A 22,568-nucleotide genomic window follows, 5' to 3' on the forward strand; every position below is an offset into this window, starting at 1 on the left:
AATCATGCTTTGTCCTGAACGAGGAACTCTCCTACATTCTGTTTGTACCACCAATCTGTATAAGGAAGCTTTGTTCTCTTTGCGAGATTCTGCTCAAAGCTTCTGTTTCTGATACTGTCAAGGATTGAATATGCAAACTCAAGTGTGTGCTTGTATCCGAAGATCATATACTCATCCGCAACATATACAGAAGGTGTTCCGTTCTTGATTGCCCAAACAGTTGAACCGGGATGTCTTGATAGATACAGATCCGGCTGATACTTGTTCAGAATGTTCATAACCTCGAAGTTCTGCTGATCCGCAACACTGGCCTCGAAATCAATATTGTTATCAAGAAGATATTTCATTGAAGGAGGTACATCTCCGTTCTCATACTTCTTGTCATAGTGCCATGCAAGAGCCCATACAACCTCAATGCCAAGTTCGTTAAGAACACGGGATACCTCGAATGTATATCCGGGTCCCATACCGAGTACTGCTCTAAGTCCCTTAAGCTCTTTCTTAACTTCCTCAATCTTGGGAAGATAGATTGCTCTCTGCTCCTGAATGTACTTTTCTATCTTTTCACTTCTGCCTGTAACCTTACCTATCTCGCGAAGCCAAGCCTCAAAACCTACGATACCGCACTGGTTGATGCTTCTTACATAAGGAACGCCGTACTTTTCTTCAAGTACGTTTCCAAGATAGTTACCAAGTGTTCCGCAGATACATGTGGTAGCTACTGCTTCAGATATGTGAGAAAGCTCCTCAATAGTAGAGTTACAATAAAGGAATGTTGGCTCAAGATCAAATTCCTTGAACATCTCTATGATCTCGGGTCTTGCACTCTCATAGAAATTCTTGAAGTTAATCTTGTTGCTCTTTACTCCCTCTCTTGGCGGTTTAACAATAGACTGTAGAACCGCATGGTCTGCAATATCAAATCCTGTTGCCCAGATTCTTGACTTGAATCCCTCACAGTGAACCGCAACAATAGGAACCTGAATCTCATCTTTGAGCTCATCCACAATACTGTCGATATCCTCTCCAATGATTCCCGTTGCACAGGAGCTTGAAACGAAAATAGCCTTGGGGCTGTATCTTTTGTTTACTTCCAGAATGATATTTCTAAGAGTATTTGTTGAACCAAAGATAGTGTCATTCTCATTCATATCTGTTCCAACATAGACAGTATCATTGGTAACACCACGCTTTTTGGCCATAACCTTATCAAGGTAATATGTACCTGCTGCCGCAACCGAACAGCCTGCAGGTCCGTGATGAATGATGGCGATGTCTCTTATCGCAGAAAGCTGACCAAGGGCACAGCTCGAAAGACAGGAGCTTGACTGTGAAAAACATCTTGAACATCCTTTAAGTGTTCCGCATTCGCTCTTACTTGCAAGATCCTTGAGCGATCCGATGTAACCTGTTATAGAGCCGATCCTGGCCTCTCTTGTAGCCACATTGGAGTTATTTAAATTCGTTGCCATTATTTCTTTTCTCCTATATAAACTATGTCAAAATCCTATTTAATCCTGAGCCTTAGCAAAAAGATTGGTTGAAAGATATCTAAGTCCTGTGTCAGGGAATACAGCAACAATCTTCTTGCCTTTATTCTCTTCTCTTTCTGCCAATACTCTTGCTGCATGGAGAGCCGCACCTGATGATGTACCGATAAGAACACCGTCGTTTGCAGCAAGCTCTCTTGCTGCATTGTATGCATCAAGTGCCTCTACTTCGAGATATTCATCATAGATATTTCTGTCCATTGTTGCAGGAACAAGATTGTCGGGAACTCCTTCAAAAGGATGTACTCCTGTTATCTCTTCCTCCGGAGGATTCTTATCTGCATCCGGAAGTGAGTTGGGTCCGGGCTGAACAGCAACTATCTTTATGTTAGGATTCTTTTCCTTGAGATAAGCACCTGTTCCTGAAACAGTTCCGCCTGTACCTACACAGGCTACAAGAATATCAACCTGTCCGTCTGTATCTTCCCAGATCTCGGGACCAGTTGTTCTCTTATGAACTGCAGGGTTTGCAGGGTTTGAACACTGGTCAAGAAATACTACATTTTCCTCTTTATCAAGAACCTGTTCCTTGAGCGCCTTGATTGCAGCAACGAAGTCACCTCCTGTCTCTTCAAGCACCTTTGCAATAACAGGCTCTTCACCAAGCTTAATTGTCTTTCCGCCAAATGCCTGTATTACCTGGAATCTCTCCTTACTTACCTGATCCTGTATGTATACTCTGAAGGGATATCCCTTAGCTGCCGCAATAGCCGCAAGTCCGATTCCTGTGTTACCACTTGTTGTCTCAACCACTGTATCGCCGGGTTTAAGCTTGCCGCTCTTCTCAGCTTCTTCGATCATCGCAAGAGCAATCCTGTCTTTAACGCTCTGATTGGGATTAAAATACTCAAGCTTACCGATAATATTTGCCTTCAGATTATGTTTTTTCTCATAACCCGAAAGCTCTAAAAGCGGTGTCCTGCCCACAAGTTCCGTAATAGATTTGTATACGCGTGACATACCTTTTCCTCCTTAAGTCTGAATCCTTCTGTATATATCAAATCTTGTAATCGTCTGAAAGTTCCATCATTCCATACTCCATAAGGATCTCTTCAAGTCTTTCCTGAGTCATGGGTGTAGGAATTACAAAATCAGTATTCTCGATAACTGCCTGCGCAAGATTTCTGTACTCTTGAGCCTGATTTGAATCCGGCTTATACTCGATAACAGTTTTCTTATTGATCTCAGCATGCTGAACCACATTGTCTCTTGGAACGAAGTAAAGAAGCTTTGTTCCAAGCTCTTTTGAAAATGCTCTGAGAAGATCAAGCTCTCTGTCTACGTTTCTTGAGTTACAAATGATTCCACCAAGTCTAACGCCGCCTGTTCTTGCATATCTCTGAATACCCTTTGAGATGTTATTAGCCGCATAGAGAGCCATCATCTCGCCACTTGCTACTATGTAGATCTCTTTTGCCTTACCTTCACGGATGGGCATTGCGAAACCACCGCACACAACGTCTCCAAGTACGTCATAGAATACATAATCAAGATCGTCAGTATATGCGCCGAGGTTCTCAAGCATGTTGATTGAAGTGATGATACCTCTACCTGCACATCCTACACCGGGTTCGGGTCCGCCTGACTCTACGCACTTGGTTCCTCCGAATCCTTCCTTCATGATTCTGTCGAGTGAAATGTCTTCACCCTCTTCTCTGATAGTGTCAAGAACCGTCTTCTGAGCAAGTCCTCCAAGAAGAAGTCTTGTTGAATCTGCCTTGGGATCACAACCAACTACCATTACCTTCTTACCGTGCTCAACGAGTCCGGCTGTAAGATTCTGTGTTGTTGTTGACTTTCCGATTCCTCCTTTTCCATAAATCGCAATCTGCCTTAGTTCTGCCATTTTTTCTTTTCTCCTCTTTCTTATTTTTTATGTATAAAAAAGGCATTGCAAAAGTAAGCTACTTTCTTACATTCACAAAACCTCCGGTTGACCGGTCAGCTTTTTTACTGTCCGCTTATGCTGTTCATTTCCTTAAGTAATCTGAGGTACCCGTCCAGCTTTTTTATCGCCGCATCTACGGGTCCCGGCATTTCAAATGCTGCGATCCCTCTGTCTTCGAGTTCGCCCATCGCTCCGCCTCCGATCTTGGCTACCAGAACGAAATTGCAATCCGCAACGCCGTCTACTCCTCTTTTTAATTTCTCAGCGTTGTGATGCCCGCCTTCACATACCGGAATCACAAAACGCTGTTCAATTTCCTCATAGTCGCCGTTCTCATCAACATCAACTATCAAAAAGCTTTCGGCTCTTCCGAAATGCTGATCTACATATCGGTTGTCTGTAGATGCAAGCGCGACTCTGTAAACTGCTTTATCCATGTGAAAATGTATTCCTTACGTTAACTCTGCTCTGGTATACGAGCTTGCTGTACTCGCTCATTCCCGGAACTCCGACCGCATCTGCACGGCAGTGTGCGCAGTGTCTGAACACTTTGATGTACTGCTCCGCATCCTCTCTGGCTTTTTCTATCTGCTCACATGTCGGCTTTGGTATATCTTTAAGCTGATGCTGCGGTATCAGCGGAATAATGTTATACATCAGCGCTCCGGCTTCTTTGACCGTCTTTGCGATGGTAGCTATGTGCTCATCATTTATTCCCGGTACGAGAACGGTGTTGATCTTGAGCGTCACTCCCGCATCTGCGACCTTCTTGATTCCTTTGAGCTGATTCTCGATAAGAATCTTTGCGCCTTCTTCGCCGTATATCTTCTCGCCGTGCCAAATGATATATTCATTGAGTTTAGCTTCAATCTTGGGATCGACTGCGTTAACGGTAACCGTAAGAGTATCGATTCCTACCTCAATCAGTTCGTCCGCTTTTTCATACAGAAGAAGTCCGTTTGTACTCATGCACTTTAGAAGTTCGGGATGGCTTTTTCCTATCTTTTTAAAAGTCTCAAAAGCATAATCCGTCGCCAATGTATCGCCGGGGCCTGCAATTCCTGCCACCTTGATATTCGGCACAAATCCAAGTGCTCTGTCTATAAATATATTTGCTTCATCAGGGGATATAACTTTAGAAGTTACGCCCGGTCTTTGCTCGACATCATTTATTGTCCTGTCGCAAAACCTGCATGCTATATTACATCCGGGACTTACAGGAAGATGAATTCTTCCCGCATTGAACTTACATCCGCCAAAGCAAGGATGGTTTTTCTCAAGCTCTTCATATGTTCTGGCCATAATCAAATCTCCTCTCAGAATCTCTGTTTACGGCTTGTCTCGAGCTGAGTTACTTTGCCATCGTGTACTGTTATTGTTATCGTGCCATACTGTATACTTTTGATGCTCTCAACTATGCTTTCCAAAAGAGCCTCATCGACTTCTGTAGTCTTTGGTATTTCTGCCTTTGCCATAAACTTTATCTCCTCGCCTGTTTTATAACCCATCTCCCTACTTGGTAAGTAGGTTTTAATAATGACGTTATATGCATTATGCTTTAGTTCGCTTCCATTGTAAAACACTTATAATTTATAGCAGGGTATAAATAAAACTTATCCCTCCGCTTTTTTAAACACTCTTTCGAACTCGTTAATCAGATCTTCTATGCCCTCGATTCCCACAGAAAGTCTGAGAATACGGTTGTTTATTCCATTCTTTTCAAGAACTTCCGCGGGTACATCCGCATGTGTCTGAGTTATGGGATAAGTAATAAGTGTCTCAGTTCCTCCAAGACTCTCTGCAAAATAAATGAGTTCAACATTTGCCAAAATCTCTTTTGCAAACTCAGCGGAGTCAACCTCAAAGGTGAGCATCGCTCCAAAGCCTCTTGCCTGCTTTTTCATGATCTCATAGCCGGGATGCTCTATTAATCCGGGGTAGATTACCTTGGTGACATGCTTATTATTCTTAAGGTACTCCGCAATCGCAAATGCATTTTCCTGCGCCTTGTTAAGTCTTACGGAAAGCGTCCGTATACCTCTTAAAATAAGCCAGCTGTCAAAAGGACTTAACCCTGCGCCCGTTGTTTTATAGATAAAGCGAAGTCTCTCATCGAGATCTTCATCATTAACGATTACAAAACCGCCTATCGTATCATGATGACCGCCAAGGAACTTTGTTCCCGAATGAATAACTATATCGGCTCCAAGATCGAGCGGATTCTGATAATAGGGTGATAAGAAAGTATTATCAACTATCAGTATCAATCCTTTTTCATGAACTTTTTTGGCAAGTTCTTCAATATCCGTAACGTTCATCATTGGATTGGTCGGAGTTTCTATATAAACTGCCTTGGTATTTTCTTTTATAAGAGGAAAAACATCCTCACTGCTCAGATTCGCAGCGGTATATGACAGACCGTTTTTTCTGCTTATCTCATTAAAGAGTCTTACGCTTCCGCCATAGAGATCCGAATCGATAATAAAATGATCTCCCGGTGAAAAGAGCTCCATCACAGCTGCAACTGCAGCCATTCCGCTTGAAAATGCGATCGCGTCTTTTCCGTTTTCCAAAAGAGCAACGACAGATTCAAGCTGCTGCCTCGTGGGATTCTGCTGCCTTGTATAATCAAATCCCGTACTCTCTCCAAGCCCCTTGTGTGCGAATGTCGCCGTCTGATAAATAGGGTAACTTACCGCTCCCCAAATATCTTTTAACTTCTCATCATTAAGCTGACACTTAGTGTCAGCGCTATATTTTTCCTGTAGTCTACAGCCATTTTCCGTACTCACTTTTACTCCTCCCGATATCTTTCCTGTAACCTGTTATGCCATTTTGTCAGGTTTCGCCATATCTCTTTTCATATGCTTCATACAGCTGCTCCATTGCTTTTTCTATAATGCTTTTTGGACTAGCTATATTTATTCTTTCAAAAAGAGCCGTCTCTCTGCCAAAGATTATTCCTCCGTCAAGCCAGAGCTTTGCCTCATTTTCAATAAGATTCCTTAAATCTCTGTAGTCGGTAGTAACCTCGGAAAAATCGAGCCATATAAGATATGTTCCTTCAGGTTCTATAAGCTTAACCTTAGGCAGTTTTTCTTTTATAAAATTTCTGATGTAATCAAGATTTCCTTCAAGATATTCAAGAAGTTCGTCGACCCACTGCTCTCCTTTTTCATAGCAGGCTTTGGTTGCTACAAGTCCAAGCACATTGCACTGACTGTAGCCGCCCGCTCCGTTTTCACAATCAAATTTATTTCTTAATGAAGTGTTTGGAATGATAATATTTGCAATTTGAAGCCCCGCTATATTGAAAGTCTTACTCGGGGATGTTCCGAGGATCAAATTGTCTTTGTACTTCTCTCCCAAAGTAATAAACGGTGTATGCTTATATCCTTTAAAAACAAAATCAAAATGAATCTCATCCGCAAAAATAAGAACATTGTGTTTTAAGCAGATATCCCCGAGTCTTAATAGTTCCTCTTTTGTCCACACTCTTCCTGCCGGATTGTGAGGACTGCATAATAAAAAGAGCTTTACGTTTTCTTCAACTATCTTTTTTTCAAAATCTTCGAAGTCGATCTCGTAATGTCCGTTCTTATATACAAGCTGATTGTTTACGACTTTTCTTTTGTTAAGTTCTATTGTCTCTCTGAACGGATAGTAGACAGGCTCCTGGATAATAACGCTTTCGCCGGGCTCCGTAAAAGCTCTTACAGCAACGGCTATTGCATATACAACTCCGGGTACGACAATGTTCCAATCATATTCGATATCAAATCCGTGTCTTTTCTTAAACCAAGTTGCGACAGCTTTGGTGTAATCATCCTTGGGATCTGTGTAGCCAAAGATTCCGTGATCTACTCTTGTCTTAATGTCATCAAGAATCTCATCGGGAAGTTTAAAATCCATATCCGCAACCCACAAAGGAAGCAGATCGTCACGTCTTCTTCTCTCTATTCCAAAGTCATATTTAAGGCTGCTCGTTCCGCGCCTGTCATGTATTTTGTCAAAATCGTATTTACTCATGGGTGATACTCCCTTTTATTAAATGAGACCGCTTGTCATATGTGATGATAAGCGATCTCAGTGTGGATCATATTTAATTCCATTCATATATACATATGAATGATATACGAATTGCTCTGCAATTCTATCATTTCCATATACATATGAATGATATACGAATTGCTCCATGACTTCGTCATTCTCGCAATTCTACAAACATTCGAAAACCGCTAATTTGCTTCGCAAATTGCTATTTTCTCATGTTTGTTAGGGTCGTAAGGTCAAAGTGTTTATCATGCAAGCATGTAAACACTTTGAACTTTCCGACGCCTATATCATTCAATTTGCAAATAAAGGTGTTGAAAGATATCTGTCACCTGAATCGGGAAGAAGTACAACGATATTCTTTCCTGCATTCTCGGGTCTTGCTGCAACGATTGTAGCTGCCTTAAGAGCCGCACCTGATGAGATACCTACGAGGATACCTTCTGATACTGCGAAGTTCTTACCCTCTTTGAATGCATCGTCGTTTTCTATAGCGATTACTTCGTCGTAAATCTTTGTGTTAAGTGTATCGGGAACGAAGCCTGCGCCGATACCCTGGATCTTGTGAGGTCCTGCTTCACCCTTTGAAAGAACAGGGCTTGTTGCAGGCTCAACTGCGACAACCTTAACGTTAGGATTCTGCTCCTTGAGATATTCGCCTACACCTGTAATTGTTCCGCCTGTACCGATACCTGCAATGAAGATGTCAACCTTTCCGTCTGTCTGATCCCAGATCTCAGGACCTGTTGTTGCTTTGTGGATTGCAGGGTTTGCAGGGTTAACGAACTGTCCGAGGATTACTGCTCCTTCGATTTCTTTCTCAAGTTCTTCTGCCTTAGCGATAGCTCCCTTCATTCCCTTAGCGCCTTCTGTAAGAACTATCTCTGCGCCGTATGCCTTAAGAAGATTTCTTCTCTCAACACTCATGGTATCGGGAAGTGTAAGGATTGCTTTGTATCCCTTTGCTGCTGCAACTGCTGCAAGTCCGATTCCTGTGTTTCCGCTTGTGGGCTCGATGATTGTTGCTCCGGGTTTAAGCTTTCCGCTCTTCTCTGCGTCCTCGATCATGCTAAGTGCTACTCTGTCTTTAACCGATCCTGCGGGGTTTAAATACTCAAGCTTTGCAAGGATTGTTGCATTTGTATTTCCAACCTTCTTGCTGTATCCGTTGAGTTTAAGAAGAGGTGTTCCTCCAATAAGATCCAATGCGCTTTCTTTGATGTCTGCCATAATTCGTTTCTCCTTTATCATCATTTTTTTTATTTGTTCATGTTTTTATTTGATGATTGAATCATAGCATAAGGGTCTACTCGTGAAAATTAAGGAATACTTATAGCGGAGTATAAACTTTGGTTATTACCCTGTCATCCGGTTATAACCCGGCCTTCACGGGAAAACTGCATCTTTATCAACAATAGCGGTATCATAAGGTACCACCATATCTATATCCCCTTCCACTCGAGGAGCAAGGGTGTAATTGTCAAAATAGATTTCTATTCCATCCGTACCTAATGCCCAATTAAGTACAGGCATGTATTCTTCGGAATTCTTTATCACATCTATATCTTTATATGAGTTTTCAACAATTTCAGAAAGAGTATCTTCCCATCCGTCATATAGGCTATCTTCAGTGTCTTTGCTGAAATAATCCTTAAGGTATTTAAAAAGAGCTTCTTTATCCGGAATAAATCTCGAGATCAAAACCTCTTCTCCCGTCCTGACATCAAATGTCTTTGACTCCCAGTCGTCCCAAGGATGCGCACCTCCTCCAAAACCATAGGAATAATAAACAGCGCTGACATAGTGTGAGTCACACCTTTCTATGTTATATCCTGTCGTAAGATCAAAAGGCAGCCCCAGTGTTTCATAAGAATCCTCATCTGCCTGCAGCGAAGTTTCGAAATACTCTTCGCTTAATGAATCCTCCTCTTTATAATTAGCATTCGTATATTCCTCCCAAGCTTTCGCCAATTCAGGATATTTCTCTTTGCTCGCATCATCCAATGCTACTTTTTCAGTTGATCTTATAAAATATGGTCTCCCCGAAGAATCGTCGGGGTTGGTCTTCTCATATTCATCACAGGACTCAACAAAGACAGGTGCATCTTCGTCCATCGCTTTTTCACTATCAAAAGTGCTTGCACTACCGGCGCTGTCCGCACTCTCCGCCTCATTCGCTGTAAGCTTAGAATTTGCTTCCGCCGATTCCGAAACAGGTGCATTCCCTTTGCACCCAGACAATATCAGCGCAAGCATCGTAGTAAGAATAAAAAATCTGTTTTTCATGTTCTTTCCTCTTTCTTATAAGCTGTAATGTCACTATTATAATACAGATAAATCAGTTCTATTTTTTTTTTATCTGTGATTTACAAACTTACCATCAGGTGATTGGCCTCAAGATCATAATAAAGTGTACAACCGGAAGCGCTAAGATCAAAAACTCTTACTATGCTTGCTGCATCTGCATTACCTGAATCATCGCAAAAATCGCCCGTGATATTCCTGAACTTTTCAAGTATCTCAGGGGCAAAAATCTTAGTTTTTTCATTAGCGAAAACCGCAGTATAAAGAATGTCCGCTTCGACAAGATCCTGGAAGATATGGCTACCGTAGGACAGCTCGGGATTATAGCCTGCTTCTTTTTCCTCAACCTCGCATACGGCTTCGAACTCACTTATATCCGCAAATGTAGTGGGGACACCAAGCTCCGGTGAAGATGTGCCGATACGTCCGGGAACTATGAGCATCATGTGTCTTCCTTTATCCCTGTAGGTCCAGTTGACCTTTCCGATAATACTAGCGATACCGGGCTTATCCGCATAAGGCATATTGTAATATGCCTTGGGATCAACGTATACGATAAGATCTACCGGAACGCTTCTTGAAAGGCCCATCGAAGAATCCAATGTTTCCATCAAAATATTCTCGGCCGGTACATTCTCAGGGATGGTAACACTGCCTGTATCCTTGGACACCTGCAGCGGTCTGCACTGCAAAAGATTTATCGAATACTCTCCGGTTTCCGATAAATTGATCGTAAATTCTATATCAACGGGATGCTGATACTCCTCATGAATGCAATGCATCATCCGCTGCATCCTTTTCATTATCTCTTCTTTTTTGACAAGTCCCCTACAGGAAATAAATCTTACATCGCGGATTATTCCACGCTCTTTTAATGAATCCTCAACCTCGTAGTCGTGTTCAAGCAAAGTATTTACAAGATACATCGGAAGTTTCTTCTCAAGGTCTCTAAGTTCAAGGCGCTTTAGCTCATGCTCTGTTACATCCATTACTTCCACAGCTCTTTGTGAGAACTGATGCTTTTCCGCGATCGTGACGCACGACGTTGCCTCAGGCATATCAAGACTTACAAGACGTGGATATGAGCCCATCGTCCTGTCTACCGCAGACGTTCCAAGTCCCATGACAAGCCTTAGCATGCCGGCTTTTGGATCGATCCCCGAAAGAAATTTATAAGGGCTGTACGAATATCCAACACCCGCAGCGCACGGCATGTAGTACTGTCCGTAATATGAGCCCGAAACTCTCTGAACAAGAAGCGCCATCTGCTCATCTCTTTTATCAAGTCCTCTCCTCTTACGATAATCAAGAGCCGAAAGACTCATGGTGCTTGCATATACCGTTCTTATCGCATTTTCAAACTCATCAAGGCGCTCTTCAAGCGTTCCTCTGTTGGCGCAGAATACCGACTCATACTTACCCGCAAAAGCATTTCCGAAGCCGTCTTCCAAAATACTGCTTGATCGAACTATAAACGGGTCTTGTCCGTAATACTCAAGGATATGCCTAAGCTGCGTCTTGAAATCCTCTGCAAATACGCCGGTTTTCAGCTTATCCGCAAACTCTTTTGCCAAGGAAAAATACTCTTCTTCCGTCCTCTGCCTAACTCTGATATCCCAGAAATCGTTGTCCACTATGTACGTATAGTAGATATCGGATCCAAGAAAAAATGAATCGTGGGGCTCCAATATCTCGTTTATCTCAGGCTCGGTATTTCTGATGATAGCTCTGGCAAGAAGCATACCGCAGGCTTTTCCGCCGATAAGGCCTGTGCCTATCATATGGCTTCGGACGTTGAAATAGTCCTCCGGTCTAAAGTGCTTTTTTACCATGGTTCTCATCTTGTCATCTCTGGTCATCATGACTTTGCACATGATGTCACAGGGTTCTTCCATATCCATGTGGCTGTCATATTGGAACTTCGCCGTATTAAAAAACTTATCCCAGAAATCAACGTACTGATCTTCACCGGGGCGCTGGAAATTCTCCAACAACTGATAGAAGCGGCTACTTTGAACACCGTCTAAGATCGGTCTGAAATAACCGTCCTCCTTCCTGTAAATATGCGGAAGGAACATGGTCTCCGAATCACGGTTCCAGACTTTTTCGGGACGTACATATACATTTTTTGAATCGGAATACACATCAAGAAACAGCTGTGTTGTGTTAAGGATCTTATTTATTGAATGGAAAGAATGCTTTCCTCTGATTATAGGGAAAAAAGCGACTGTATCAAGAATAAAAAGAAACGGGCAGGTAACCCTGAAAAAATTGCCCATCATAAGGTCTGTTGCCCACGCGATCTGAAGCTCCGACAGGCAATCGAAAACATAGAAGGCATCCTTACCCTCTTTTTCTATAACATTATGGATTTCAACGGTGAAGGTCTCAAAGCGGTGAGACAGCGGAACCTGCACGGTCTTAACTTCAGGGCAGTCCTCCACAAGAGGCTCGTGGGTCGCAAAACGAAAATAGATAATGTTCCTCTTATCTTTTTTGGCCTGCTCAATATACGGGTCAACGAATAGCTTGAACTCGGACAGTTCCGAAACTCTGAAAACAACGTTATCTCCAAGCCTGATATTATCAAGCGCTTCATCCATCTCGGGTATTCCGGACATTACTCTGTCAAATGCTGCCATAGATAGTACCTCCGCTTATATAATTGGAACAAAAAGGTCAAAATAAAAAGGCAAAGACCACCAATTTCTTGGCGCCTTTGCCTCTGTATTAATCATACCATAATGTACTCACTTACACCAATTAAACATGTGATGCATTTTGTGCACGATACGATCGCAGGAAGCATAAAAGTAATCCGCTTTATTCCTTGTATTGTCGCTGAATGTGACAACTCTTTTTGCTTCGGAAGAAGTTTCAAGATAATCTATCATGTTTTTTTCCGAGGCATTTTTGTTATAGATTTTTATATAGGAATATCCTTTGTAATCATCAGATGGATATACCAAGATCTTTAGTTCTTCGTAGACATCGCTGTTTTTTATCTCTTCGTAGAGTTTCTCTATCTTTGGTGTTTCATCCACGCACATCATATAGACTACGGAATGTTCCTTTGGTCTTTCTTTATTAAGATAATTTCTGTAAGGAGACTTGTGGAGCTTCTCATAAATATCTTTTTCCGCGTCATTACGAAGCTCATCGTAGTAGATAATAAGCACATCTTCCAAGATAACCGTTGTAAAAATATTAAAGCCCCTGCCTCTTATGAACTTCTCTATATTGCAGGCGTGCTCTGCGGAAACAACGTAAACCTTTGGATATCTGTTTTCATTGATGTCATATAGTATCGCCCCGTCCATTGCAATTATGGGTAGGGACGGTCTTACTTCAGGCATTCCTTCAAGAAATCCCGCAGGAGTTCTGAGTGTCATAAATGATAGCTTCAATCCCTGCTCCAACATATTCGACATCAGGACCTTGCTGTAAGGTGTAAGGCCTCCGGAAAAGCCGTCCATCGATCTGTCCATATTGACAACAAACAACGTGTCTTTATCCAGTTTTCCATGGAAGTGTACAGAATTTAAGATAAGTCCCACAAATATTCCGATCAGCGTATCGAGGGATCTGTCGGCAACAAACACATATGGATTTTCATCCATAAGATGATTGACCACTATACTAAGAAAGACAACACATGAAAAATACGATGCCTTCTTTTGCTTGATAACAACAGTGGTATAAATGATCGGTATAAGTGCCAGCGAGATAATGCAATAATGTAGAAAGCCGTCTCCGAGATAGAGTATATTCTGCTTTACCAGAATATAAACAAGACCGTACACGGCTCCTATAAAAGTGCCTATCGTGCGCTGGATCGCATTTCCCACAGTATTCTTGGTCTGATTCTGAATACACCAAAGCACCGCGAGCGCGGAATAGAACGGTGTTCCCTGCTTACCCCGCAAAAAATAGATTGCGAAACAGATCAAAACTCCAAGCGCCGATTTAATTATTCGAAGCCCAATGTGAGGAATATGCACTCTGTCTTTTTTCATATACTAACCAAACACACTCCTTGCTATACCACACAGAATCTCGGCGGTAGCCTCTGCTCCGAATTTCCCCGAGTCTATGCAAATATCTCTGTTGTCAAAAACACCTGCCATATCTTTGCAGTACTTACGTCTGTAATTTTCACGAGCCTTATCAACATCCTGTATCATCGATCTTGCTGTCTTTTCATCCATGCCCAGTATGGATTTGCAGTTCTCAAGCCTCTTTTCAAAAGACGCGTACACATAAACATCAAGTACTCTGTCAACGTGTCTTAGACAGTAATCGCCGCATCTTCCTACTATAATGCAGGATTCCATAGCCGCTATATCTTTTATAATGTTGCTCTGGATCTGAAAGAGCTCCTCCTGCATGCTGACAGGTCCCATGCCGAGAGGATATCTTCTTTCGGCAAAAAAGCCTCCGTGTCGTTCCTCTTCTTTACTTATTTCCGAAATGGGAAGTCCCATTCTCTTTGCCGTAAGTTCGACTATATCCCTGTCAAAAAACTCTATGCCAAGCTCTTTAGACATCTGCTGAGCTATCGTTCTTCCAAGCGCTCCGAATTGTCTCGAAATAGTAATTACGTATTTATCCATTATTTACCACCCCGCCTTTTTGCAGATTCCTTACCGTCATCGAAATGGAAAAATTGATCACAAAATATATTGCCGCTGCCAGACCGAATAAGACAAAAACGTCGGATACATTTATCGAATTAAGTCCGTTGTATCTGTTGGCTGCCGACAAGACCTGCTTGGTTCTTGCCATAAGCTCTATCACAGCAACGTTGGCAAGGAACGAACTGTCTTTAATAGTGGTAATAACCTGGCTAAGGAGCGTCGGAACGATAGATTTAAATGTCTGCGGAAGCACTATGTACCACATTATCTGGAGCATCGAAAACCCTTGTGAATGTCCAGCTTCAATCTGTCCGGGTGCCACCGAATTAAGTCCGCCTCTTACTATCTCCGCTATAACACCGGACGTATACAGGATAAGTGCGACTGCTGCCTTGAAAAGAAGCTTGTTATTTACGGAAGACAATCCGAACATCTGCTTATCAACAAAGCCGGGAGTCGGGCAAAAAACAACGCATATAAATATCCAGAATAAAAGCGGTGTGTTCCTGAACATCTCTATGTAGATGGCTGATGCAGCCTTAAATATCCTGCTCTTTTTACTTACGCAGTAGTTTCTCATCAAGGCAAGCACTGTTCCTATTGCTATACTGAAAAGAACCGCGGCAACCGATATGATCATGGTAAAAAGAACTCCTTGCAGTATGAACTTTATTATTGCCGGGTCTTTTAACATCGAAAGACTGTTTCCCAATGTACTCATATCATGCCTCCTTAGGTCTTCCGTTTTGGAACACTTTGCTGTCTCTCTTTTTAAGTGATGACTCCCACATTGATGCAAAAGTTGATAACGGGAAGCATATCAAAAAGAAGATCACTCCACAGACGATATATGCGGGAGCATAGGAACCGCCTGTGTTTTCACCTGTTACAAAACTGTATGTCAAAGATAACAGATCCGCACCTCCTACAATGTATAAACATGATGTGTTTTTTATCATATTGACTATCACATTGGTCATTGGCGGTAATATTACCTTGATGCTCTGAGGGATTATGATGTAGAACATCCTCTCCGCATATCCAAAGCCCTGAGCCTGCGCTGCTTCAAACTGACCCTTGGGAACCGATTCGATTCCCGCTCTTATTACCTCTGCCATATATGCACCTGTATAAATTCCAAGTGCCAAAAAGCCTGTAACTATGATTCCGGGGCTGTGTCCGGAAAAAGCCAGTGCGTAATATAAAAAGCACATTTGAAGAAGGATCGGTGTGTTCTGTATTACCTCGACGTATATTCTGCTTATTGTCCTTAGACCTTTTTTACCGCTTGTAGCCATAAGTCCGAAAACAATACCAAGTACAAGAGCTATCAAAAGAGCTACCAAGGCAGTTTTCAGAGTATTGGCAAAACCAAGTAAAAACGTTCCTCTATATGTCCATATTTTGTTCCATGCTCTGGGAGATAATAATCCTGACATCACCGGTCCTCCGCTATCCTTACTTAATCAAGTCCGTTATCTTTAATAAGCTTATCGATCGTTCCGTCGCTTAAGCTTGCGGAAACGAGTTCCTCTGCAACCTCTGAAAGTCCGGAACCTTTTGTTGTTGCAATGCCGTACTCCTGAGGAGCAAACTCTGCATCGATGTATGATCTTCCCTCTGTCTTGTAGAAAGCAAGAATTGACTTATCTACGCAGAATGCATCAACCTCACCAGCGCTAAGAGCTGTGGAAATTGTCGGGTAATCATCGTACTGTCTGAACTTAATACCTGTAGTCCATGTTGCGGGATCAAAGCTCTCTTCATCAAAACCATCTCCGCTTATCAGACCTTTTTCGATCATAGCTTTTACAAGTGACTTTGCAGATGTCGATCCGGATGAAACACCGACAGTGGCATCAACAAGATCGTCAAGTGTCTTAATTCCCTTGGAATCTTCAACAAGAACGCTTACATAATCTGTGTAGTAGGGAGTCGTGAAATCCCAGCTTTCTTTTCTCTCATCGGTTATTGTAAATGTCGCAAGCACGCAGTCGATATCACCCGAATCAAGAAGCTCTGTTCTTGTCGCTGCTGTAACGGCTGTAAACTCAATACCGACTCCGAGCTTATCCGCAAGTGCTTTGGCAAGTTCGATCTCAAGTCCCGTATACTCACCTGTAAGAGGATCTTCGAAGCCAAATCCCATAACGGCATTCTTAACTCCGACCTTTAATACTCCTCTGTCCTTGATAGCCTGTACATCTTCAGAAGCAGGCGCTGCGATTGAATCCTCGGACGCTGCAACGACTATAGTATCTGTTGAATCCGCCGATGCCGTACTTTCAGGTGCTGCGCTTCCGCACGCTACCAGCATGGCGCTCATCACTCCCGCCATTATTGCACTCAAAACCTTCTTTTTCATAATATTGTTCCTCCTATCTATTACCTGATTATCTTTCCCAAGAACTGTTTTACTCTTTCGCTCTCAGGATTATTGAAAAAGTGCTCCGGAGTTCCGGACTCGATTATCTGTCCGTCCTCCATGAAGATCACTCTGTCAGCAACTTGTTTTGCAAATCCCATCTCGTGGGTGACAACCACCATCGTTATACTCTCTTTTGCAAGCTTGATCATTACGTCGAGAACTTCCTGAATTGTCTCGGGATCAAGCGCCGATGTTGGTTCATCAAAAAGAATTATCTTACTCTGCGAACAAAGTGCTCTGGCAATCGCTATTCTCTGCTGCTGTCCGCCCGAAAGAGTTGTTGGATAAACATCCGCTTTATCTTTGAGCCCTACAATATCAAGATAGTGATAAGCAAGCTCCTCCGCTTCTTTTTTGGGTTTATGCTGAAGCTTTATGGGACCGATCGTGAGATTTTTAAGTACTGTCATGTGAGGATACAGATTAAACTGCTGAAATACCATCGAAGTGTTATCCCTGATGACCTTGGTCTTATTCTTGGTCGTAAGCTCCGTCCCGTTAATGTAAACGTGTCCGCTGCTTGGAACCTCAAGGAAATTCATGCACCGAACGGTTGTCGATTTACCGGAACCGGAAGGGCCGATTATAACAAGCTTTTCTCCTTCCTCGACTTCAAGATTCACGTCTTTAAGAACGTGGAGGTCTCCAAAGTTTTTATTTACATTTTCAAGCTTGATCATTGCCATAAGCTGTTGCCTTTCTTTCCCAAATGCAAAGAAGGCGCTCCGGTATCAAACCGAAACGCCATTGTTTCAATGCATCTGTATTAGGATGAGTATGAATAAGAATAACAGTGAAAGGCGCTCTGAAACACTAAGTGAATCAAAACGCCTTTGTTTGTATACAAGTATACATTGAAGTTTCTTTTTGTCAACTCTCTTTTTTAAAAAAATTTTTGGATTGCGCCACCTTACTCAGTCCTTAAAGGTTCTAAGCTCCGAATAAGCCAGCGGAACTGCGATAAGAGTGGATAAAATATCCGCACACGACTGTGTGATCTCAACTCCAGTGATCCCAAATAATCTGGGAAGCAAAAGAATAAGCGGAATAAAGCAGATACCGTTTCTGGCGGATGCAGTAATTGAAGCTTTGACTCCTTTTCCGATCGACTGAAGCATCATGTTACTGATAACGATGGGGCCTGATAAGAATAGTGTGATACACTGGAATCTGAGTGCTTTGATTCCGACCTCAACCGCTGCTTGATCCTTAGAAAAAAGAGCTATCAGATTCGGGGCGAAATAGTAACAGACCGCACCGATTCCGATGAGGAAAAGCGTCGAGTACTTTACGCAGAAATTAAAGCCATCTTTTACTCTCCTCAAAAGTCCTGCACCGTAGTTAAACGAGCACACAGGCTGGTAACCCTGGCCAAAGCCTATAAGCGCAGAAGCCATGAGCATCATGATCCTTGTCGCAACGCTCATTCCGGCAATCGCAGCGTCTGAGCCTATCGCACCTGCCGTTCTGTTAAGAAGGAGAGTTGCGATAGCAGCAAGCCCCTGCCTAAATAAAGACGGAATACCTCCGTTTACTATCTCAAGAAGATAATGACCGTTAAGCCTTATATTTTTGATGCTGAGCTTTATATTCTCGCCCTTTGTCGTTCCGATAAGAAGAACTACAAAGCTTGTTATCTGTCCCATTACGGTCGCGATAGCGGCTCCCGTAACCTGCATGTGGAATCCCATGATAAGAAGCGGATCGAGAACCATATTCATGACCGCTCCGCTCATAAGTCCAATCATCGCATAGTACGCGCTTCCCTGGAATCTGAGCTGATTGTTTATAACAAACTGAGCCATCATAAACGGCGCGCCCAAAAGAATTATCCGCATGTAGTCTTTGGTAAAAGCAAGACTCTGTGCGCTCTTTGCTCCAAGTGCACTTGCAATATCAGTCAAAAAAACATTTCCGACTATCGCAAAGATAACGCCCAGGATTATAGATAATGCAAAACCGGTTGAAGCCATCTCGTCGGCTTCTTTATAATTCTCGGCGCCAAGCATTCTGGAAAGATAATTACCCGAACCGTGTCCGCAAAAGAAACCCGTTGCCTGAATAAGCGCCATAACCGTAAATACAAGGCCTACTGCCGCTGTCGCCGCTGTGTTTACCGTAGGATCGTTTGATACCCTCGCCACGAAAAAAGTATCCGCGGTATTATAGATTCCCGTAACCAGCATGCTCATGATCGTAGGAAAAGCCAGCGTCATGATAAGCTTGGGAATGGGAGTGGTGGTAAGATATTCTCTTCTGTTCTGTGTTGCCATTTTAATGCCTCGTATAATAATGATGTTCCGCTCTATTACTTGAGCTCATCAAATTTAGCTTTCATAGTGGGATTGCCCCTGGTAAGCTTTTTGATACTGATATCTTCAACTTTATTATTGGCAATCCTAAGCTGATTGTCCGAACCAATAAGTTCTTTTTTCACCTTTTCAAGATGAAGAATTGTCTTATCAATCTCTTCAATCGCCTTATCAAAATGATTTTTGGCATGCGTATAATTTTTAGCAAAATCATCCTTGAACTTCATTAGACTGTCTTCAAAATTGGATATATCAATGTCCTGATTGCGGACCATTGCAAGCTCCTGCTTGTATTCAAGCGCGCCAAGCGCAGCATTTCTAAGAAGTGTGATTATAGGAATGAAGCACTGAGGCCTTACAACATACATCTTGTCGAATTTATAAGAAACATCTACAATTCCTGCATTGTAAAGCTCGCTGTCGCTCTCAAGGAGAGAAACAAGAACAGCATATTCGCACTTCTTCTCGTTGCGGTCTTTATCCAGCTCCTTGAAGAAATCTTCGTTCTTATGCTTGGTCGCAGTCTCATCCATCTCGTTCTTCATTTCGAACATAATGGAAATAATCTCGACACCGTTCTCATCGCATTCTCTGTAGATGTAATCGCCCTTACTTCCGCTTCTTGCATCATTATCTTTTTCAAAATATGCATTCTTAAAAGCGGTGGCCCTGAGCTGATTGAACTGTATCTCGCAGTGCTGTTCAAGAGTTTCGCCGACCATCTTCGTGGACATCTTGGTCTTTAAGTCCTTATAGAACTCAACTTCTTTTTCCTTCTGTTCCAGGAGGATCTTTCCTTTTTCTTTTTCCTGCAAAAGAGCATTCTCGAGCTCGTGCTTTTCATCGTTAAGCGCCGCTGCAATCTTATTCTTTTCACTCTCAACCTTATTGACAGCTTCAAGGACCGCAAGTTTGGTTTTATCTTCGGCTCCTTTTATTTCCATAGAAAGAAGGCTCTTTTCCTCAAGAGCCTTGTTAAGCTTAGCCTGAAGGTCTTCAAGTTCCTTCCTGTGATCCTCTTTTTCTTTTTCATACTGAGACCTGCTCTTAAGGATTATCTCATTCTCCTTTGCAGCAAGCTCAAGCTCGTGTTTTTCTTTATAATGCTTTTCAAGCTCAAAAACGCGGCTCGAAAGATCTTTTTCGAACTCCTTGTCTCTGATCTGCTTCATTATGGAGCCAAGCTCCGTATCATCAACCGTAAACGCCTGTCCGCAGTGCGGGCACTTTAGTTCAGCCATATTCCCCTCCATATTCAGGTCCAAAAATCAACGGGATTTTTACCTACTATTCCATAATAGTTTGTATATGGAAAAAGGTCAAAGCAATCGCGATATAAGTTAATTTGAATAAAAATATATGCTTTCTTTTTCTTCGTCCACCTTATAAGTCAGATCAAAGAGCTTGCAGAAATCATCTGCCGTAAGCATGATAAGCGGTCTGTTATCCGGTCCGGCGTAAGCTGTAAATGATAGATTTTTCCCATCTCTTATCACTTTGACTTTTGATATGCTCTTATCATAGTCTTCACTTTCTCCATTATAATAAGCCGTCATCTTCCACTTATGTCCGTTGATCTCCCATTCGGATTCCAGATTCAGTTTTCTTTCCTTCTGATCTGTAGAGATCAATGTATATTGCCCGCCTAAGTGATCCACGTATTCAGGGATAACAAGAGCCGGGCTCCCCCAATAGTCAGCCACTAGGCCGCAATCTACGACCATCATGTACTTCTCTATATCGTAATTATACGCAGAATAACAATACTCATCTGTTATCAATCCGGCGTATACATACGGACTATTATTATTGTCATACAGCATCTCTTCATCGTTTAAAAAGACATGATTCAACTTGGACTTATGCTGTTTACTCGTTATTTCATCAAGCCCTGTATATGTTTCTTTTGAAAAAACACCGTCAGTGATCTTCTGCGCAATCGCATCTTTTATCTCTTCGGTTATTTCTTCGGTGCTTTTATCCGAACCATTAATCTTAAATTGTATAAATTGGGATGTATTGCCGTCTTCTTTATTGATTCCGGACAAATAGATATAACAATAAGGATGGGCATCCAAGAACTCCCGAGAATTATATTTCATTTCATCACTGTAAATCATATTTGCAGTGTGAATACTTTCCGCCACAGATTCAATTTCATTTATATCTCTGATAGGGATCGCACCGGTATATTCGATTTCGTATCCCTTAAAAAGCTGATTTATATCGTCTTTGTATATCTCATGTATTTTTTTTACATAGTCATCGCTTATGCTTTTCTCATAATAAAGAACAGTACTTGAAGTAGGAAAAAAAACAGCGGATCTGCAAGTAACAACTTCAAATTCCAGATCACGCTCTTTTGACCGTACTGTATATACTACCGCTCGAGGTGACTCACTGACCTCTTCAATACTGACAATCTCATGTTCTTCATTACACAATTGGTCAATGTATTTTTTGACTTCTCTCTTTGAATGTACTGGAGCATTTGCCGTACACGCACATAAAATAAAAATCATTGCCATCAACATAAGTACAAGCGCTATCTTTTTCTTTTTCAATTTCTCTCTCCCAACATATGCTTTTTTATGAGATTTTATAGTATTCTTCGATCACTTTCAACAGTGTTCCTTCCTTACCGTAAACATCAGGAATGGAATCTGTATTGTTTCATGTTATATTCTCATAGCCTCAATCTTCTCGGTAATAGCTTCGGCAAGCGCCTCGTGTCCCCTTTCATCGAGGTGCTCATCGTCGCGCTTGCTTGCCTTTGCATATGAAGAAGCGGCAAGGAATCTGTTCCCCCTTCTTTCCGCAATGCGTCTGTAGGTATCTGCAAGTTCTTTGCTCCTGGTTACTGAAGCGGTGTCAAACTCAGGATCTTTGCTTGGCTTCCAGACTTCGTCTCCGAGGTGTATAGGAGATACTACCAGAACCTTCTCGGGAGAAACGTACTTTTCAATCTCCTCAATGCAGCGCTCAAGACCTTTTCCGATTATATGAGGATTGGCGTTGTAGTAAGCTTTGCAATCATTTGTTCCGAGCATAATTATAACGCCGTCTAAGGGAGATGCGCTTTCCAATATAAGAGGAAGTGTATCGACACCTTTTCTGAAAGGTCTTATCTCATCCTCAAATACGGTTGTTCTTCCGCAGAGTCCCTCTTCTATTATCTTTGTGTCATCAAGTTTATTTTGAACAAGGCCCGTCCATCTGACTTCGCCGGGGTATCTTTCTTTTGTTCCGGGGATAAGTCCCCATGTATTTGAATCACCGAATGCAAGTATGTTTTTCATAGCTTTTCTCTCCTTTGATGATTCTATTATGAATTGCTTTTTTCAAAATGTATAATATTGACAACTTATAGGTACAGATAAGCATTTCATATTACAC

General features: G+C 42.1%; 21 protein-coding genes. All 21 read right to left on the reverse strand.

Annotated features, from left to right (window positions below; translation table 11 throughout):
- Window positions 1-2 precede the first annotated feature (2 nt).
- The 21 genes from D6853_RS02110 to D6853_RS02210 all read right to left on the reverse strand — a co-directional run bounded on the left by D6853_RS02110 (window position 3) and on the right by D6853_RS02210 (window position 22,471).
- The gene (locus D6853_RS02110; RefSeq protein ID WP_120656149.1) at window positions 3-1,472 is read right to left on the reverse strand and encodes a nitrogenase component 1; all 1,470 of its coding nucleotides are present in this window, start codon (window positions 1,470-1,472) and stop codon (window positions 3-5) included.
- Between the two features lie 39 nt (window positions 1,473-1,511).
- Window positions 1,512-2,510 (reverse strand): PLP-dependent cysteine synthase family protein, encoded by a 999-nt coding sequence (locus tag D6853_RS02115; RefSeq protein ID WP_120656150.1) that lies wholly within the window; start codon window positions 2,508-2,510, stop codon window positions 1,512-1,514.
- A 37-nt stretch (window positions 2,511-2,547) separates the two neighbouring features.
- Window positions 2,548-3,396: a nitrogenase iron protein gene (gene nifH, locus D6853_RS02120; RefSeq protein ID WP_022779587.1), complete on the reverse strand. Its 849-nt coding sequence runs from the start codon at window positions 3,394-3,396 to the stop codon at window positions 2,548-2,550.
- 104 nt (window positions 3,397-3,500) lie between these two features.
- A complete protein-coding gene (locus tag D6853_RS02125) occupies window positions 3,501-3,875 on the reverse strand; it encodes a NifB/NifX family molybdenum-iron cluster-binding protein (RefSeq protein WP_120656151.1) in 375 nt (124 codons plus the stop codon).
- A complete protein-coding gene (locus D6853_RS02130; protein WP_120656152.1) occupies window positions 3,868-4,740 on the reverse strand; it encodes a radical SAM protein in 873 nt (290 codons plus the stop codon). The genes D6853_RS02125 and D6853_RS02130 overlap by 8 nt, the downstream gene beginning before the upstream one ends.
- 14 nt (window positions 4,741-4,754) lie before the next feature.
- The gene (locus tag D6853_RS02135) at window positions 4,755-4,913 is read right to left on the reverse strand and encodes a YezD family protein (protein ID WP_120656153.1); all 159 of its coding nucleotides are present in this window, start codon (window positions 4,911-4,913) and stop codon (window positions 4,755-4,757) included.
- Between the two features lie 138 nt (window positions 4,914-5,051).
- Window positions 5,052-6,230, reverse strand: coding sequence for a trans-sulfuration enzyme family protein (locus tag D6853_RS02140; protein WP_120656154.1), 1,179 nt, complete (start codon window positions 6,228-6,230; stop codon window positions 5,052-5,054).
- A gap of 46 nt (window positions 6,231-6,276) precedes the next feature.
- Window positions 6,277-7,467: a MalY/PatB family protein gene (locus D6853_RS02145; protein WP_120656155.1), complete on the reverse strand. Its 1,191-nt coding sequence runs from the start codon at window positions 7,465-7,467 to the stop codon at window positions 6,277-6,279.
- 318 nt (window positions 7,468-7,785) lie between these two features.
- Entirely contained in the window at window positions 7,786-8,721 is a 936-nt protein-coding gene (gene cysK / locus D6853_RS02150) for a cysteine synthase A (protein ID WP_120656156.1), read from the reverse strand.
- Window positions 8,722-8,877: 156 nt separating this feature from the next.
- Entirely contained in the window at window positions 8,878-9,777 is a 900-nt protein-coding gene (locus tag D6853_RS02155; RefSeq protein WP_120656157.1) for a DUF3298 and DUF4163 domain-containing protein, read from the reverse strand.
- An 80-nt stretch (window positions 9,778-9,857) separates the two neighbouring features.
- Window positions 9,858-12,437, reverse strand: coding sequence for a PEP/pyruvate-binding domain-containing protein (locus D6853_RS02160; protein WP_120656158.1), 2,580 nt, complete (start codon window positions 12,435-12,437; stop codon window positions 9,858-9,860).
- A 108-nt stretch (window positions 12,438-12,545) separates the two neighbouring features.
- Window positions 12,546-13,811 carry an FUSC family protein gene (locus D6853_RS02165; protein ID WP_120656159.1) on the reverse strand — a complete coding sequence of 422 codons (1,266 nt, stop codon included), beginning with the start codon at window positions 13,809-13,811 and terminating at the stop codon, window positions 12,546-12,548.
- A 3-nt stretch (window positions 13,812-13,814) separates the two neighbouring features.
- Window positions 13,815-14,408, reverse strand: coding sequence for a cytidylate kinase-like family protein (locus D6853_RS02170; protein WP_120656160.1), 594 nt, complete (start codon window positions 14,406-14,408; stop codon window positions 13,815-13,817).
- A complete protein-coding gene (locus tag D6853_RS02175) occupies window positions 14,401-15,153 on the reverse strand; it encodes an amino acid ABC transporter permease (protein ID WP_120656161.1) in 753 nt (250 codons plus the stop codon). Before D6853_RS02175 ends, D6853_RS02170 begins: the two co-directional genes overlap by 8 nt.
- Window position 15,154: 1 nt before the next feature.
- Window positions 15,155-15,871, reverse strand: a complete 717-nt coding sequence (locus D6853_RS02180; RefSeq protein ID WP_120656162.1) for an amino acid ABC transporter permease — start codon at window positions 15,869-15,871, stop codon at window positions 15,155-15,157.
- A 23-nt stretch (window positions 15,872-15,894) separates the two neighbouring features.
- Window positions 15,895-16,797 carry a transporter substrate-binding domain-containing protein gene (locus D6853_RS02185; RefSeq protein WP_120656163.1) on the reverse strand — a complete coding sequence of 301 codons (903 nt, stop codon included), beginning with the start codon at window positions 16,795-16,797 and terminating at the stop codon, window positions 15,895-15,897.
- A 20-nt stretch (window positions 16,798-16,817) separates the two neighbouring features.
- Window positions 16,818-17,540 (reverse strand): amino acid ABC transporter ATP-binding protein, encoded by a 723-nt coding sequence (locus D6853_RS02190; protein WP_120656288.1) that lies wholly within the window; start codon window positions 17,538-17,540, stop codon window positions 16,818-16,820.
- Between the two features lie 234 nt (window positions 17,541-17,774).
- Complete coding sequence (locus tag D6853_RS02195) at window positions 17,775-19,133, reverse strand: MATE family efflux transporter (protein WP_120656164.1); 1,359 nt, start codon at window positions 19,131-19,133, stop codon at window positions 17,775-17,777.
- A 35-nt stretch (window positions 19,134-19,168) separates the two neighbouring features.
- Window positions 19,169-20,413, reverse strand: a complete 1,245-nt coding sequence (locus D6853_RS02200; RefSeq protein ID WP_120656165.1) for a DUF2130 domain-containing protein — start codon at window positions 20,411-20,413, stop codon at window positions 19,169-19,171.
- A gap of 99 nt (window positions 20,414-20,512) precedes the next feature.
- The gene (locus D6853_RS02205; RefSeq protein WP_120656166.1) at window positions 20,513-21,736 is read right to left on the reverse strand and encodes a hypothetical protein; all 1,224 of its coding nucleotides are present in this window, start codon (window positions 21,734-21,736) and stop codon (window positions 20,513-20,515) included.
- 114 nt (window positions 21,737-21,850) lie between these two features.
- Window positions 21,851-22,471, reverse strand: a complete 621-nt coding sequence (locus D6853_RS02210) for a GDSL-type esterase/lipase family protein (RefSeq protein ID WP_120656167.1) — start codon at window positions 22,469-22,471, stop codon at window positions 21,851-21,853.
- Window positions 22,472-22,568 lie beyond the last annotated feature (97 nt).

The organism is Butyrivibrio sp. X503, from assembly GCF_003625475.1.
GTDB lineage: Bacteria > Bacillota > Clostridia > Lachnospirales > Lachnospiraceae > Butyrivibrio.

Bases quoted from the DNA above. Each gene is read 5' to 3' on its own strand.
- D6853_RS02110 (WP_120656149.1), bottom strand. From the start codon at position 1,472: ATGGCAACGAATTTAAATAACTCCAATGTGGCTACAAGAGAGGCCAGG.
- D6853_RS02115 (WP_120656150.1), bottom strand. From the start codon at position 2,510: ATGTCACGCGTATACAAATCTATTACGGAACTTGTGGGCAGGACACCG.
- nifH (WP_022779587.1), bottom strand. From the start codon at position 3,396: ATGGCAGAACTAAGGCAGATTGCGATTTATGGAAAAGGAGGAATCGGA.
- D6853_RS02125 (WP_120656151.1), bottom strand. From the start codon at position 3,875: ATGGATAAAGCAGTTTACAGAGTCGCGCTTGCATCTACAGACAACCGA.
- D6853_RS02130 (WP_120656152.1), bottom strand. From the start codon at position 4,740: ATGGCCAGAACATATGAAGAGCTTGAGAAAAACCATCCTTGCTTTGGC.
- D6853_RS02135 (WP_120656153.1), bottom strand. From the start codon at position 4,913: ATGGCAAAGGCAGAAATACCAAAGACTACAGAAGTCGATGAGGCTCTT.
- D6853_RS02145 (WP_120656155.1), bottom strand. From the start codon at position 7,467: ATGAGTAAATACGATTTTGACAAAATACATGACAGGCGCGGAACGAGC.
- cysK (WP_120656156.1), bottom strand. From the start codon at position 8,721: ATGGCAGACATCAAAGAAAGCGCATTGGATCTTATTGGAGGAACACCT.
- D6853_RS02155 (WP_120656157.1), bottom strand. From the start codon at position 9,777: ATGAAAAACAGATTTTTTATTCTTACTACGATGCTTGCGCTGATATTG.
- D6853_RS02160 (WP_120656158.1), bottom strand. From the start codon at position 12,437: ATGGCAGCATTTGACAGAGTAATGTCCGGAATACCCGAGATGGATGAA.
- D6853_RS02165 (WP_120656159.1), bottom strand. From the start codon at position 13,811: ATGAAAAAAGACAGAGTGCATATTCCTCACATTGGGCTTCGAATAATT.
- D6853_RS02170 (WP_120656160.1), bottom strand. From the start codon at position 14,408: ATGGATAAATACGTAATTACTATTTCGAGACAATTCGGAGCGCTTGGA.
- D6853_RS02175 (WP_120656161.1), bottom strand. From the start codon at position 15,153: ATGAGTACATTGGGAAACAGTCTTTCGATGTTAAAAGACCCGGCAATA.
- D6853_RS02180 (WP_120656162.1), bottom strand. From the start codon at position 15,871: ATGTCAGGATTATTATCTCCCAGAGCATGGAACAAAATATGGACATAT.
- D6853_RS02185 (WP_120656163.1), bottom strand. From the start codon at position 16,797: ATGAAAAAGAAGGTTTTGAGTGCAATAATGGCGGGAGTGATGAGCGCC.
- D6853_RS02190 (WP_120656288.1), bottom strand. From the start codon at position 17,540: ATGATCAAGCTTGAAAATGTAAATAAAAACTTTGGAGACCTCCACGTT.
- D6853_RS02195 (WP_120656164.1), bottom strand. From the start codon at position 19,133: ATGGCAACACAGAACAGAAGAGAATATCTTACCACCACTCCCATTCCC.
- D6853_RS02200 (WP_120656165.1), bottom strand. From the start codon at position 20,413: ATGGCTGAACTAAAGTGCCCGCACTGCGGACAGGCGTTTACGGTTGAT.
- D6853_RS02210 (WP_120656167.1), bottom strand. From the start codon at position 22,471: ATGAAAAACATACTTGCATTCGGTGATTCAAATACATGGGGACTTATC.